A 16225-nucleotide genomic window follows, 5' to 3' on the forward strand; every position below is an offset into this window, starting at 1 on the left:
AAAGAATACATTCTACTTTAAATTATGATACTCCTATGCTATACTTTAAGAAATTAAGGAATACTTAAATGCAATATGTATGGAACCCGTGCAAAAAATATAATAAACTTGTTTCAAAACCAAATCAATATATAATTACACTAGTCTAATTTTAGTATTTTTGTTTTATAAGTGGGGCTTTGCTGCGAAGCACACAGTCGTGCCACACCCCACTTCTTTTGGTGACCCAGGCACAGCCCGCCTGCGGCGAGAAGCAAAAAGACTTTATATACTAAAATGATAAAATGTACAACATCTAAAACATATAAATTATATAATCATTAATATTATATAATTTAGCATAAAGCAATAAACTTATAAAAATTGTTTGTCAAGTAGTTTTGAAACAAGTCTAATTTAATTATCAAAGCCCACTCTGATATTTATTCTATTCTCTTCTTCCTGAACATTTCTTTTTAATTCTTCCCTTTCAAGTTTTTTATTTTTCCTATTTTTTAATATCTCAAAAAATACTATAACCGCCCTTTCGCTTGGAGGATTATATTTATAAACTATTTTTTTGGTTTTGGATTCTTTGCCTTCTTTATCGGTTTTTATCTCTCTTACAATATCTTTACTATAATATCCCAATGCTTTTTTTATTACAGCATTTTCTATTTTTATTTTTATATCATTAAGATATTCTCTTCTTGCCTTTCTTATTTTTTTAACCAAACTCTTTTTATATTTCTTACTAGATTTATTAATATATTCTTTTAAATCATCATAATTAATATTTAGTTTTTTAGCTATATCATCAAATGTAAGATTCTCTTTTTTTATAAGATCATATATTTGATTTTCTGTTTTTATATTATATTTTTTCATGATGCCTCTATGCCTCTGTAATTTTTTTAAATAAAATTTATAATATAAAATAATCAAAAAATATAAGCGAATATAAGTAAGTTATAAAAAAGATACACATAATAATAGATGATATAAAGGTAAGCATATCAGAAGCCCCTTTAAGATAATTTTTATAATATAATTTTTATTGTAAAATAGAATAACTAATATATATATATATTAGTTATTGGGAGTAAAAATGAAAGAAGAATTAAATAATGAACAGTTAGAAAAAATATATGATGTAATGGAGCAAATATATAATGGTAAAATAAAAAGAACGGATGGTATTAATGAATGTTTGAAAATAGATATTAAAGGAATATACAAATATAGTTCATTTAATTTTTTATACGGAATATATAGGTGCATGAGAAAAGGTGTAGGATTTAAAAGAAGTTTTAAATTAAATGTACTTCAATTTATCATTAAAAAAATAGGAAAACTACATGGTATTAAAGAACTAGAAAAATCATTAATTTCAACAAAAGAATATATAAAATATCATTATCCATTTAATAAGGATAAATCTGATAATTTAGTAAAAGTATGTAAAGAAATAATTGAAAAAAATAATATTAAAGATATATCATTTGATAATTTGTTTGAAGACGAAAAAGCAGATGATGAAGAAAATCAATACGAACAAACAAATGATAAATCGGATAATTCATATAGTAAAGAAAATTTCCTTAATGAAGTTTTTATATCTGAAGAAAAGTACGGCATTATTTATAATTTATTAAAAAGAAAAAAGAATATTATTTTTCAAGGCTCGCCCGGAGTAGGTAAAACTTTTCTTGCCAAAAAACTCGCTTACTCAATAATTGGAGAAGCCGATGACAGTAAAATAAAAATGGTGCAGTTTCATGAAAGCTATTCTTATGAAGATTTTATTATTGGTTATAAGCCTACAGATAAAAACTTTGAATTAAAAAACGGTGTGTTTTATGATTTTTGTCAGAAAGCCTCTTCTGATATGGATAATGATTATTTTTTTATAATAGATGAGATTAACCGCGGAAATATATCTAAAATATTCGGCGAGCTTTTAATGCTTATAGAAGCTGACAATAGAGATGCTGAAATTATACTTCCTTACAATAATGAAAGTTTCAGCGTGCCTAATAATTTGTATATTATAGGTATGATGAACACGGCAGACAGAAGTATTGCTGTTATTGATTATGCTTTAAGAAGAAGATTTTGCTTTGTAGATATTGAGCCTGCTTTTGGAAATGAAAAGTTTATAAACTATTTGAAAGAAAAGAATATAAACGATAATCTTATAAATAAAATAAATACAAAGTTTATTGATTTAAATAATATTATAAAAAATGATAAAACACTAGGCAGAGGCTGTACTATAGGGCATAGTTATTTCTGCGATAAGATAGATGAGGCAGAATACAAAAATATTATAGAATATGAAATAGCTCCTACATTGAGAGAATATTGGTTTGATAATGAAGAGAAAGCAGAGAAGGAAATAAAAAAGTTATTAGATATATAATATAATTTTTATAAAATGAATAGCAATATAAAAATACCTATTAAAAATATATACTACATGCTCGCTTATGCTTGGAATATTTGGAATATCATTGATGAAGATAATCAAAAAGAAATTTTCGGTGATGAAAAGTTTGATAATATTTATAATGTTATGGGATATATTCTTAATATCTTTTTAGAAAAATTAATTAAAAGAGGTTTTTATAGAGGATATATCACTTTGGAAGAGGATTTATCAGTATTAAAAGGAAAAATTAACTTCTCAGAATCTATAAAAAGAAATACTATTAATTATAAAAAGCTGGTATGCAGTTATAATATACTTTCTAATGATATACTCTTTAACCAAATAATAAAATCTACTTTAAACAAACTTATAAATTATGAAAATATAGATAATGATATTAAAGAAAAATTAATAAAATTAAATCATTACTTTATAAAGATAAAAAATATAAATGTTAATAATAGAACTTTCAGATCATTAAAGTACAATAAAAATAATATGCACTACAAAATTATAATCAATATATGCAAATTTATACATAAAAATTTATTAATTAATAAAAACAGCAGTGAATATTCATTTATAGATTTTAATGAAGAGAAAAGAATGCATATACTCTATGAGAAATTTGTTTTAAACTTTTATAAAATATATTTTTTTAATAATAAAAATATAAAAGTAAAAAACAAAACTATAAAGTGGAATATAAATGATAATAAATATATACCCATAATGAAAACAGATATTATGATTTATAATAAAGAGAAATGTTTGATAATAGATACAAAGTTTTATAAAAATATCTTAATAAAAAATAATGATAAAGTTTCTTTAAGAAGCAGCCATTTATATCAAATGTTTTCTTATATGTCTAATGTTAATAATTATCATAAAAGGTTTAAAACTGTAAAAGGTGTTTTGCTTTATCCATTATGTAATGATAATATTAACAAAGAATACAAAATAAATGACAAATATTTTGCAGTTAATACAATAGATTTGAATTCTGATTTTAACATTATAAAAGATAAGTTACTATATATTATAGAAAACTATTTTTCTGCTAATACATAGAATTTTTTATGTATACCTAAACAATTTTAGTTTTATTCAATCATGATCATGTTTTATACTCTCTCTATAAACAGGCTGAAACTCTTCACGAAGAAGTTTTCTATTTAAATCTTTTCCTATAAATACAATCTCAAGTTCATCATTCTCACTTGCTCCAGTAACAGCATATCTCCCGTCTACAACATCATATCTTAAATAATTATTACCGCATTTTATAACGCCTTTAGATCTAGCAATATGTCCGAATCTGCCATGTATAATATCTTCAAGAAGTATAATAAATTTATTTTCGTTTATTACTTGGCAGCCTTTCATACTTATAGAATCAGGCATCTCTTCATTTTGGCTTTTTTCTAATTCTTTAGCTTTATACTTATCATCTAAAAATGATCGTAAAATACTATCCCACCATTCTTTATTTTTATTAGAGTAATGCTCTTCTAATATTTCTATATTATCTAATAATACATTATTTTTTGTTATTAATGATTTTATTTTTTTTATAAGGTTATCTATTTCGTATTTTTCTTTGGATTCTATTTTTGAAATAATTATTTTAGAAGTATTTAAAATCTGATCAATGTATATATCATCATATGAACTAACAAAACTATCAAAAGCATTTGCATCTATAATTGTAATAGGTTTTAGGAGTACTATTCTATCATACTGAATTTGTTTTATATTATTAATAATATTGCTTAATTTAGCAACTCCAGTTGGTTCAACAATTAAATATTCAGGATCAAGAGAGTTTGCTATAGTGAGTATTGAAGAAGCAAAATCTTTTTTCATAGTGCAGCATACACAGCCTTCTGTAAGCTCCCAAATATTCATACCTTCATCTTTAAGTATATTAGAATCTATATCAACATCTCCGTATTCATTTTCCATAACTACAAAATCTCTTTTAGTTTTATTTGCCATTTCTTTGATAAGTGTAGTTTTACCTGCACCGAGAAATCCAGAGACTATAAGTATTTTCATGCTTACTCCTATTTGATGAGCTTGTACTATTATATAATAGTTTATATATTAAAGCTATAAATTATGATAGAATTATAATTTAAATTGCTGTATTTTTTATTATTTTTATGTATAATATTTTTTATAAAATTAATTAGAGATATTATTGAGTTGATTGATTATGAATTGTTATAATTTTATTCATAATATGAAAGCTGATGCGGAGTTTGCATTTCTTAAAAAATTTAACTTTGAAACTTTTGAAGATAATACATCTTTTTATTATGATTATATAGATAATTTAAAAAATCATAATAAAGGCTTAAATATAAAATATAATATTGCCGTTTTGCAAAAGATTATAGATTCTTATATAGATGAATGTTCTTATACTGGAGATAATGAGAGTTTTGAAAATGTTATAGGAAGTATTAATGCTATTATGATTAAAGACAGCAGTAATATATATGCAAGAAATAAGGCAGCATTTTTATACTATACTAGATATATTTATGATTCTGACAATATTTATTATGATATAGCTATGGAGAATATAAATAAAATACTTCATTATGAGAATGATATTACTTATTTTATTTTGGCTCTTTTATATCAATTTAAGTATTTAAACACCAAAGATAATCAATATTTCAAAAATGCTTTGTATGCATATAAAGAAGTTTTAAAATCAAATGGCAATGATATAAATTTAAGTTATAATATTTATCTTTTATATAAAGCCAAATTTCAAAATATAGAAAAGGAAAAATATTTTGATATAGCAGCAGAAGCATATACAGAAATACTTAATATAGATAATGAAAATATATTTGCTTTATGCGATTTAGCCAAACTTTACAGAGATAAATTTATACTTACAAAAAATTCTGACTATTATTTAAAAGCTCTCAATTATTATATGGAAATATCATACATAAGCAGAGACATTAATATCATGCTTAATCTAGGTTTTTTATATACTTTGATGTTTAAATACAGCAGTGATTTTAACTTTTATGAAGAAGCAGTTTCATTATATAAGCAAACAGAAGAATATAAAGAACATGATAATATTTTGTATAATTTATTTGGATATTTATACACGATTAAATACACTTTTACAAAAGACAAAACAGATTTTGAACTTGCTTTAAATTATTATAATAATATAGATAATAATGATAAGTATTATTTTATGGGGCATTTATATTTAATATGCTATGATTATACAAAAGATAATTTATATTTTAATGCTTCTTTTTCTTCATTTAATCATTTGGATACAGATGAAACTGATATATTAAACTCTTTAGCATATCTTCATGAATGCAAATTTAAAATTACAAAGCATAAAGAAGATTTTGATGAAGCTATGTATTATTATAACAGAGCAATAGCAATAGACAGAGATTATTTATATACATATATTAATAGGTTTGGGCTTTACAGACTGGCATTTTATTATTTTGATGACAGCAATTATTTTACTTTGATTATTAATGATTATGAAACTTTATTTAATGAAGGAGAGCTTAATAATGATAAAATGCTTGCATACTATATTAATTATAATATAGGCTCTTTTTATTATAATTTGTATGCCGACAGTTTGGAAGATAAAAATATATGTTCAAAGTATAATTTGAAAGATGAGTTTTTTAATAAGGCTTTAGTATTTTTTGAATCTTCAAAATCATTTATTGCTATAAGTGATTTATACAGGCTTAAATATATAGATGAACATAATGATGACAGATATTTTGATTTGGCATTATCATATGCTGATAAGAATACGGATTTATTTAGATATGATATACATAATTTTTTACAGCGGGCTGTAATTTATTATGAGAAATACAGAATATCAAAGGATATAAAGTATTTTGAAAGCTCTTTGGAGTATTTTGATTATGCATATGATATAAATAAATATGATAAGACTTTATATTATAATTCGGCACTTCTTTATCATTTTAGGATTACAGAAAGCAGATTTGAAGATTATAAGGAGGCTGAAAAAAATTATCTTAAAGCTATAGAGTTAGACAGTTCATATTTAAAGGCTATAGAAAATCTAGGTTTTTTGTATTATATAGTATACAGTGTTTATAATGTTGACGGCATATTTAATAATTCTTTATCATGTTTTGAAAATGTTATTTTCAATGATGAAAGTTCATTAATAGCTTTGGAGGGAATAGGCGATTTATACAGCATAAAAATAGAAAATAATCATTTTGATAATATAACTAAATATGATTACATATTAAAAAGTATAGAATATTATGAGAAGGCTTTGTCTTTTGGTATAGGAATTAATACTGTTTATAAAAAATTGGAGAATATGTATTTTATATTATTTAATGAATACGAAGATACTGCTTTTATAGACGATTATTTTGATAAATATAATTCTCTTTTATCTGTAAACAGAAGTTTGGCAAATAAGTATTTATTTATACTCAATAATGTTATGTATGATATTCATAAAAATAATAAGTATTTAATTAAAGCTGGAAAATGTTTAAGCGGTTTAGAGACTGATATATTTTCTATAAGATTATGCATAGAGTTTTTTAGGCATTTATTTTATGTTACAAAAAAGATTAGATATGCTTTGCTTACTTTATTTTATTTGGAATATATATCAGGAATTGAAAGAAGTAATATAGATTATTATTTTGAGATCGGACTTCTTTATTATAAGGTATATTTAAAAACTAAAAACTACGAATATATTATACATTCTTTTCACTGTTTCAGCAGAGTTTTGGATATAAACTCTATTTATCCTGAATGTAATTATTATAAAGCTCTTATATTAAAACATCTATATGATAAAACTTTGAAAATAGATTATATAGAAAATGCATTTGATAATTTGAATCAATCTGTAAAACTTGGAAATATAAAAGCATATAGTTTGATAGGCGATATTTATTTAAGCATGTATAAAAAATATAAAAAAGATGAAGAGTATTTAGATAAAGCAATTAACAATTATAATTTATCTTTGAAAAATAAATACTATGGAAAAAATGAATATGAGGTTTATTTTTCTTTGGGACTTTGCTATTATTTGAAATATAAAGAGCATAAGAATATAGAAGAGTATTATTCTAACTCATTTGACTACTACAAAAAAGCATTGAACATAAATAATAAAAGTATAAAAATAAAAAGGTTTATCAAATATCTTCAGATAGTAAAAAGACTTCCGCCTTCTTCTAATTAGAAGTATATATTTAATTGAAAATAGTTTTTAATGATTTATTTTTTATAGCCTTTATCTTAAAGGGGCTTCTGATATACTTACCTTTATATCATCTAATTTATTAGCTTCAGTATTTTTTAAGTGAAGTGCCTTTCTTATATATTCGGCAACTGCCTCATTGTTTTCTACTTTTGAGCCTATTATTATTTCTTTTATATAATTAGTATTTTCATTAAAAAGTTTTATATAATCAATATAAAGTTTTTTATTATCATTGTCAATTAATATTTCATCAGACTTATAATCATTTGTTACAAGCATTCTAAGTTCCTGTTCTTCAAAGAATGCTTCATGCTTTATTATGTATTTTATGTTTTCAAATAAATAGCTGTATAATTGATTTTTAATATTTTTATAAATTTCATTATTTTTTGGGTCTTCTATTTGTTTTTTAATTTCTCTTGTATAATGAAATATTTTTGAAAATGCATATTTAATAATGTCTTCTTTTTTATCATCTTCTTTTAACTCTGCTTTATAATCATCATTATTCAAATCATCTAAATCAATAATATTACTTGCATATTTAGATTTTTCTTTATTATAAACAAGCTGATTTTCTTTTTCATTATAATAAAGCACCCAGTATAGATTTCTTTTATTTTCTTGGAATTTTTCTTTATTAATTTCTTCATTCATTGAAATTTTATTATTTTCTATTTTTAACTTAAATTCATAATAATAAGGCGAAGTATATGAATTGTTAAAATATTTATTATCTAAAACCAAACATACGCCTGTAGCTTCTTTATTTTCTTTTTTCCCGTATAGTCTAAACATTGTGAGCGAGTCTTTATTCCTTGAATATGATGTCTGAAGAGTTAAAGCTTTTTCATCATTTTCTATTTGTATATCTATATTATTTTTATTTAAAATACTTTCTAAAATTTTACCTTCTTTATGGTCATTGGCAGTTGTGATATTATTTATTCTTATATTTCCGCTTTCTTTTGTATTTTCTTTAACATTTAACAATAAAGTGAGAATATACAAAGAAGTGTAATGTGATATTTCTATATTATTATTTTCTTCTTCAGTATCAAAAGTTAAAAGTTTAAGTAAAAAATATTCGTATAGCAAAAGATATTTGATATTTTCTTTAAGCTCATCATCAAAATTTTTACTCTCTTCAAAACGAGAAATTAAATTTGTTATTGGTTCATTATACCATAATTCATTATTTTTTATATCAACTATAAATTTAAATAACTTTTCAATATTAGTATATTCTTCAAATAATTATAATATTTTTATTATATATATATTATTATCTTGATTAATTTTAAAAAAACTTCTTAAATCTTCTATAGCGTTTTCATTTTTTAAATATACTTTACAAATGCTTTTCAGAAAGTATGCATATTTGTTGTTATTATTTAATTTTATAACTTTATTGTAATATTCTATGGCACTATTATATTTTTTTAAATCATATTGACATCCTGCCATTAAATAATAAGCATGTTCATTTTTAGGATTTAATTCAATCACTTTATTAATATATATTATTGCATCTTCATATTTTTTTAAAATTACTTTTGAATATGCTATGTTATAATAAGCTCCTTCTTCTTTAGGATTTAATTCAATCACTTTATTAAAATATTCTATGGCTTCAATATAATTTTCTAATTCTATTTTTATAAGTCCTATATTATAATAAGCTCCTTCTTCTTTTGGGCTTAATTCAATCACTTTATTAAAATATTTTATAGCCTCATCATAATTTTTTAATTCAAATTGACATCTTCCTATATTAAAATATGCATCTTCATAAGTTGGGTTTAATTCTATTGCTTTATTTAAATTTATAATAGCTTCTTCATATTTTTCAATATCAAATAAGATAATACTTTTTTCAAAATATGTTCTATCTATATTTGGATTTAATTTTATTGAAATATCAAAATCTTTTAATGCTTCTTCGTACATTTTTAAATATGATTTTGAAAGTCCTCTATTAAAATATGCTTTTTCATAATTTGGATTTATTTCTATAAGTTTATTTAAAATTTCTATAGAAGTATTATAATCTTTTAAGTCAAAATAGCAGTTTGTTTTTAGAGAATATGCTTCTTCATCTTTATTATCTTTTTCAATGGCTTCATCGCATAGCTTTATTGCTTCTTCATAATTTTTTTCTTCTATTAATTTTTGTATTTTTTCTTTTGATTCTTCAGTCATAAATAATCCAAAATATTTTAAGTTTTACATCTATTTTATTATAAAGCATTATAAAAATATTAAAACAATAATAAGGAAAGTATATGAATTATTAAAATATTTATTATCCAAAAATTTTATATATTACATTACACTATTTATAATATCTTTTAATTCATTAAAATCAATAATTACATTAGGATAATTACTATCTAAAACAAAATAAACCAATTCAATATTCTCTTTTTCAAAATTAAAATATAGCTCAACTTGATTAAAAATCATTTCTTTTTTTGTTTTTGACTCTATATTCGATAGAATTTTTTCTCTAAGTTTTAAAGAGCTATGTATATCGTCTTTAAATGCATCAATAGTTTTATTCATTTTTTTCATAATATTATTTTTTGTATTTTTGCTTTTAGTTCTTCAGTCATAAATAATCCAAAATATTTTAAGTTTGAAATCTACTTTAATTATAAAGCATTATGAAAATATTAAAACAATATATAATTGTATTACTGATGTTTAAAAAATTACTGTATAAATAAAATATTATCTTTAATAGAAATTTCTATTAAAAGTAGCTTGAAATTCTTAAAAAATATTAATATAATAGCAATCGTGTGTTTTTTATAAGTTTTTTAAATCTTATATTTTATCATAATAGAATAAGGAGTTGCAAAATGGCTTCAGTAATTATAGTAGGCACTCAATGGGGTGATGAGGGTAAGGGTAAAATAGTGGATTATCTTGCCGAAAACTGCGAATATGTTGTTCGTTCTCAGGGAGGAAGTAATGCAGGTCATACCGTTGTAGTTGATAATGTGAAATATAAATTAAGACTTTTACCTTCTGGTATACTTTATAACGATAAAGTTTGCGTTATAGGAAACGGAGTTGTTATAGAGCCTAAGGTTTTTTTAAGCGAAATAGATGCTCTTGCAGAGAAGAAAGTTAATATATCCAATCTTAAAATTTCTAATAGGGCTCATGTGTTAATGCCTTATCATAAACTTCTTGATGAGCTTCAGGAAGAGGATCTCGGAGAAAATAAACTAGGAACTACTAAAAATGGTATAGGTCCTTGCTATATGGATAAATCCAGCCGTTTGGGTATAAGAATAGTTGATTTGATGAATAAAGAAGTTTTTGCTAAAAAATTAAAGTTTAATCTTGAGCTAAAAAATAAACTCCTTAAAAAAGTTTATAATAATGACGGTTTTAATTATGATGAACTTTTAAAAGAATATTTAGAATATGCTGAGAGATTAAAACCTTATGTTGCTGATACTACTACAATATTAAATAAAGCTATTAAAGAGAAAAAAAATATATTATTTGAAGGAGCTCAGGCTACTATGCTTGACTTAGATCATGGTACTTATCCTTTTGTAACATCATCTTATCCAGCTGCAGGAGGAGCCTGCACTGGTTCTGGAGTAGGTCCTAGAAAGATTGATAATGTTATAGGAGTAGTTAAGGCTTATTCTACAAGGGTTGGAGAAGGACCTTTCCCATCAGAGCTTCATGATGATATAGGTCAGGCTATAAGAGATAAAGGCGGGGAGTACGGTACTGTTACTGGAAGACCAAGAAGATGCGGCTGGCTTGATGCCTGCGTTGTAAAATATGCATCTTATGTGAACGGACTTGATTCTATTGCTGTAACTAGACTTGATATATTAGATGATTTGGATAAATTAAAAATATGCGTTGCCTACAAATATAATGGCGAGATATTGGAAGGGTATCCTGCTGATTTGGATATACTTTCAAAAGCAGAACCTGTATACGAAGAGTTTGAAGGCTGGAAAACTAGCACTAGAGAAATTAGAGAATATGATAAGCTCCCAGAAAATGCTAAAAAGTATTTAAAAAGATTAAGCGAAGTAATAGAAACTGATATTTCTATAGTATCTGTCGGAGCAAGCAGAGAAGAGACTATAATAGTTAAGAAGATTTTTTGATACTAATTATTTATAATATATAAATATTAAAAAGCCTGTGTTTATTTTTTATAAATGCGGGCTTTTTTGTATATATTAGGTTAAAGTAAATATTTTTTACTTATTTTTGATAACCTAATGTATAATTATAATCTAATGTAGTAAATGTATCATAATAATATAAAAATATGATATTTTAAGTAAATTTTTTGTAAAATTATAGTAAAATATATTGACAAAATCTGCTTTTAGGCTATACTTATAATTGTAAAGATAATTTACAAGAACATATGAAAACAAATTAAAAGGAGATTTTACTATGACTAAAAAATTATTTGCTTTATTAATAACTTTGACTATTATTTCTACTTCAAGTGCTTTTGCTGATTGGATAGTTCCAGCTTCTTCACTTCCTCAAAACGCTAGAAGCTTTATACAAAGAGTTTATCCTGATGCACAAATATGGAAAGCAGAGAGAGATGACGGAAAATTTGAAGTAAAATTATCAAACGGTTCTAAAATAGACTTTTTGTATAATGGAGAATGGAATAGTATAGACGGTAAATATAATACAGTTCCTTTTAGTGTTTTACCTCAAACTGTAGCAAACACTATAAAAAATACTTATCCTAATGCTGTAATAATAGAGGCAGAAAAAGAATGGGGTAATTACAAAGTAAAATTAAATAACTTTATGGAATTATTTATAACTTCTGACGGACAGTTAATGGGACAGAAATTTGACGACTAATTGTATATATATATTTTATTAATTAAAGAGAGGGTTTTTTAATAGCCCTCTTTTTTTATAAAAATTAAGCGGCAAAAAAGTTATTTTTAAAATACGTATTAAATGTATGCTAATACCCAAAAAATTGGCTAAAAATGCAGTTCTTTCACCGAAGGTGTACAGCGTATGGTTCTTTTATACCAATAAAAGAGCTGGGGGTGCGGCACGACTGTGTGCTTCGCAGCAAAGCCCTTCAAATATTTTAAATTAAAAAATTAATTTTTGACAAATTGTAATAGTTTAGGTATATATATAAGATTTTATTCTACGTGCATTGAATATTATCATAAAATTAAAAAAGCTTGGAGTTAGAATAAATTTTAAAACTTTAATCCGCACCCTTTATGGTTTCATATAATAGTTATTTGTATAGAAATCTCTTTATTTTCTTGGTAGGATTTTTAATAAACTCCTCTTCTTGAATAGTAAAACCTGATATTCTTCCAAACTCTGGAAGCATTTTATTAACTTCTATTCTATTTTTTTCTATTAGCTTATTAATATCTTCATCGCTTAAACTCTCAGCCTTAACTCTTTCATTATCCAAATATATAAGAGCATGAAGTTTGTTATCTCTTTGTACAACTAAAGATTCTGCAATATAAGGCATAGTATTTAATTTACTTTCAATCTCTTCAGGATAAATATTTTGTCCGCTTGCTCCAAGAAGCATGTTTTTACTTCTTCCTCTTATAAATATCCTGTTATTCTCTCCAAGCACTCCCAAATCTCCAGTTCTAAGCCAGCCGTCTTTTGAAAGTACATCAGCAGTAGCTTTATAGTTTTTATAATATCCCTGCATAACATTCTCACCTCTTACCATTATCTCTCCTACTTCTCCTTCTTTTTCGGCATCGATTTTTACTTCAAGTGTATCAATTATGCATCCGCAGCTTCTAGCCACATGCTTATTCCAAGGTCCGTAGCTTATTAAAGGTCCGCATTCAGTCATTCCGTATCCTACTGTAAATTTAAAACCTATATCCATAAGAAACTTTTCAACATCAGCATTCAAGGCACTTCCTCCTATGATAAGCTCATAAAAATTGCCTCCAAAAGCCTCAGTTAAATTATTCCTTATTTTTGATTTTAATAAAGATGATAATATAGGAAGTTTTAAAAGTTTTGATATTAAAGGTTTTTCTATAGTAGGAAGTATTTTTTTTATATATATTTTTTCTATAATAAGAGGAACCATAAGTATAAGATTTGGTTTTACTTCGCTGAATGCCTTTAATAAAATATTCGGACTAGGTATAGCATTAAGCATATATATGCAAGCTCCCTTAGAAAAAGGAAATAAAAAGTCAAATAAACAGCCAAATACATGAGCAAGAGGAAGAAAAGAAAGTATATGATCATTTGCCTTTACTGGCATATTGGCTATGGCAAATCTTATATTAGCTGAAAGAGAATTATGATTGAGCATAACACCTTTGCTAAATCCAGTAGTACCAGAAGTGTAAATTATAGTAGCTAAAGTATCATTTTCGAATATTGTAAGATTAAAAGTATCTTTACTTAAATCATTTATCTCTATATCATTAAAAATATTTTCTTTTTTATTATTTTTAGTATCTTCATCTTCTTCTTTTTGAACAAAAGTATCAAAGTTTTCCAAATAAAAAGCCTTGTTCAGTAAGGATAATGTATTGCTGTCAATGGCTTCTATTATACGTTTGTCTGCAAAAATGAATTTAGAACCTGAATCTTTTATAATTGAAGCAATATCTTCTTTTGAGAAATCCACTAATATAGGCACAACAACTGCCCCATAACTTACTATTGAAATATATGTTAAAGCCCAGTTAACAGAATTAGCCCCGCATAAAGCTATCTTCTCTCCTTTATGAATATCCAGCTTTTTAAATGCTGTATGTATTTTTAATATGTTTTTAGCAACATCCGAGTATTTTAATATATTATCTGTACCATAATCAGCTAATGCATTTATATCCCAATTTTCTTTGATAGTATTTAGAATATAATCGCTTAATCTCTCTTTAATCATGTTTTTCTCCTAGTATTTATAATATATATTATAGTAATTTTAGAAGATATTAGCAACATATCTGAACATAAAAACCGCATGGCATATATTTGATATTATAAGAAGCGAATAAAATAAAGGCAGAAATAAAGTATATCTTTTATTAGATTCATACATAGCAAGTCTATAAAAAACCATAGCTACAGTAAGAAGCAAAAAACCAGTAAGATAAAGTATAGCCCCATATTCTCCTGCCGCAGATGAAATCTTTGATATTGCTATAAGCCATACCCAATTTAATATAAGATAGTATATAGTCTCAGTAGCATCTCGCCATCTGTATCCAAATACACTTCTTAAAGTTATACCAAGTACACAAAGTCCAGTAATAATTCCAAAGAAACTCCATCCCCAGCCGTTTTTTAATAGTATGAGACAAGGCGGTATATAAACTCCCCATATCATCATAATAAAAAATGCATGCGAAAGTATATAAAAAACTTTTTTGGCCTTATTATTAAATGGAAAAAAATGATATATAGCGTTAATTATATAAAATATGATAAGAAAACTTGAATAAAGAGAAAAAGATGTTATTTCTCTTGCTGTATTGGAATTGATAATCAAAAGCACCAAAACAGCTACAGCAGAACTTGCACATATTATGCATATAATAGCACATATGGCAGACACAGATGTTCTTATATTATTATTTTTTTTAACACTATCCATAATAGAATATATATTAACTCTTATTTATAATAAAGTAAATGGTGATTTGTAACTATATAGTGAAAATAAATTAAAAATATATTAAATCCATTCATAAAAAATTATAAAATATGTATTGCATGTATTACAAAATTTAAAGAATACTTGGGTGGGTGCTATAATAACAGTTAAAGCTAAAGAATAAAAAACATTCATAAATAACAGATAAAATTAAAAAATTTAAATGGTGGGAGTTAGAATAGATTTTTAAATTTTACTAAAAAGTGAACCCGCCCAAAGCGTTATTTAAATTTAAAACTTTTCTCCACGCACGCAGAGCCGATTTTTATAATACAGATTGATTAATAATTCTAATTTTTATTATTTATTAGAATCGATTAACCGTGCGTTGAATAATATTACAAAATTAAAAAATGCTTGGGTGGGCAGTCAGAACAACAGTAAAAGTAAAGATATAAAAACAATCTAAAATAGCAGTATAATATTAAATATTTATATGGTGGTAGTGAGAAGAAATAAAAAATTATACTTTGACATTTATAAAGTATTTAATTATAATATATATATGGAAAAGAAATTTAATACTAATCAAATAAAATATTTTAATCCTTTGAATGATTATTTTATAAGATACCTATTTACTGATAAGGGAAGCAGTGAATCTATACTTTTGGATTTTATTAATTCTATAATGATTAATGCTAATATGAAGACTTTCCGTTCTTTAGAAATACTTACGCCATTTAATTTGAAGAGAAATAAAAATTTAAAAGAGACTATAGTCGATGTCAAATGTATTACTCAAAATGGTTCTGTTGTTATTATAGAAATACAATTACAAGGCAATTCAAGATTTCCAGAGCGTATACTTTATTATTGG

The 16225-nt window shown here is 24.3% G+C and carries 11 protein-coding genes and 1 pseudogene; 6 read left to right on the forward strand and 6 right to left on the reverse strand.

The window, feature by feature from the left end:
- Window positions 1-396: 396 nt before the first annotated feature.
- Entirely contained in the window at window positions 397-867 is a 471-nt protein-coding gene (locus Q1X91_RS12315; RefSeq protein WP_300757935.1) for a hypothetical protein, read from the reverse strand.
- 220 nt (window positions 868-1087) lie between these two features.
- Between Q1X91_RS12315 and Q1X91_RS12320 the strand changes: the two genes are divergently transcribed.
- On the forward strand, window positions 1088-2401 hold the full coding sequence (locus Q1X91_RS12320) for an AAA family ATPase (RefSeq protein ID WP_300757938.1): 1314 nt from the start codon (window positions 1088-1090) through the stop codon (window positions 2399-2401).
- 15 nt (window positions 2402-2416) lie between these two features.
- Complete coding sequence (gene mcrC, locus Q1X91_RS12325) at window positions 2417-3484, forward strand: 5-methylcytosine-specific restriction endonuclease system specificity protein McrC (RefSeq protein ID WP_300757940.1); 1068 nt, start codon at window positions 2417-2419, stop codon at window positions 3482-3484.
- Window positions 3485-3520: 36 nt separating this feature from the next.
- Here mcrC and Q1X91_RS12330 read toward each other — a convergent pair whose 3' ends face one another.
- Window positions 3521-4471, reverse strand: a complete 951-nt coding sequence (locus Q1X91_RS12330) for a GTP-binding protein (protein ID WP_300757943.1) — start codon at window positions 4469-4471, stop codon at window positions 3521-3523.
- A 160-nt stretch (window positions 4472-4631) separates the two neighbouring features.
- On the opposite strand from Q1X91_RS12330, the gene Q1X91_RS12335 reads away from it, so the two are divergent.
- Entirely contained in the window at window positions 4632-7685 is a 3054-nt protein-coding gene (locus Q1X91_RS12335; RefSeq protein ID WP_300757947.1) for a hypothetical protein, read from the forward strand.
- A gap of 51 nt (window positions 7686-7736) precedes the next feature.
- Here Q1X91_RS12335 and Q1X91_RS12340 read toward each other — a convergent pair.
- Window positions 7737-9908: pseudogene (locus Q1X91_RS12340) on the reverse strand (tetratricopeptide repeat protein).
- Window positions 9909-10031: 123 nt separating this feature from the next.
- Window positions 10032-10280, reverse strand: coding sequence for a hypothetical protein (locus Q1X91_RS12345; RefSeq protein WP_300757950.1), 249 nt, complete (start codon window positions 10278-10280; stop codon window positions 10032-10034).
- Between the two features lie 290 nt (window positions 10281-10570).
- Here Q1X91_RS12345 and Q1X91_RS12350 point away from each other — a divergent pair, with 290 nt between their 5' ends.
- Complete coding sequence (locus Q1X91_RS12350) at window positions 10571-11854, forward strand: adenylosuccinate synthase (protein ID WP_300757953.1); 1284 nt, start codon at window positions 10571-10573, stop codon at window positions 11852-11854.
- 298 nt (window positions 11855-12152) lie between these two features.
- Window positions 12153-12584 (forward strand): PepSY-like domain-containing protein, encoded by a 432-nt coding sequence (locus Q1X91_RS12355; protein WP_300757956.1) that lies wholly within the window; start codon window positions 12153-12155, stop codon window positions 12582-12584.
- 400 nt (window positions 12585-12984) lie between these two features.
- Here Q1X91_RS12355 and Q1X91_RS12360 read toward each other — a convergent pair whose 3' ends face one another.
- Together Q1X91_RS12360 and Q1X91_RS12365 are read right to left on the reverse strand one after the other, a co-directional pair.
- A complete protein-coding gene (locus Q1X91_RS12360) occupies window positions 12985-14634 on the reverse strand; it encodes an AMP-binding protein (protein WP_300757959.1) in 1650 nt (549 codons plus the stop codon).
- 39 nt (window positions 14635-14673) lie between these two features.
- Window positions 14674-15345, reverse strand: a complete 672-nt coding sequence (locus Q1X91_RS12365; protein ID WP_300757962.1) for a hemolysin III family protein — start codon at window positions 15343-15345, stop codon at window positions 14674-14676.
- A 565-nt stretch (window positions 15346-15910) separates the two neighbouring features.
- Between Q1X91_RS12365 and Q1X91_RS12370 the strand changes: the two genes are divergently transcribed.
- The coding region (locus tag Q1X91_RS12370) for a PD-(D/E)XK nuclease family transposase (RefSeq protein ID WP_300757964.1) at window positions 15911-16225 on the forward strand (315 nt) is incomplete at its 3' end.

It is taken from the genome of uncultured Brachyspira sp. (assembly GCF_949287625.1).
GTDB lineage: Bacteria > Spirochaetota > Brachyspiria > Brachyspirales > Brachyspiraceae > Brachyspira.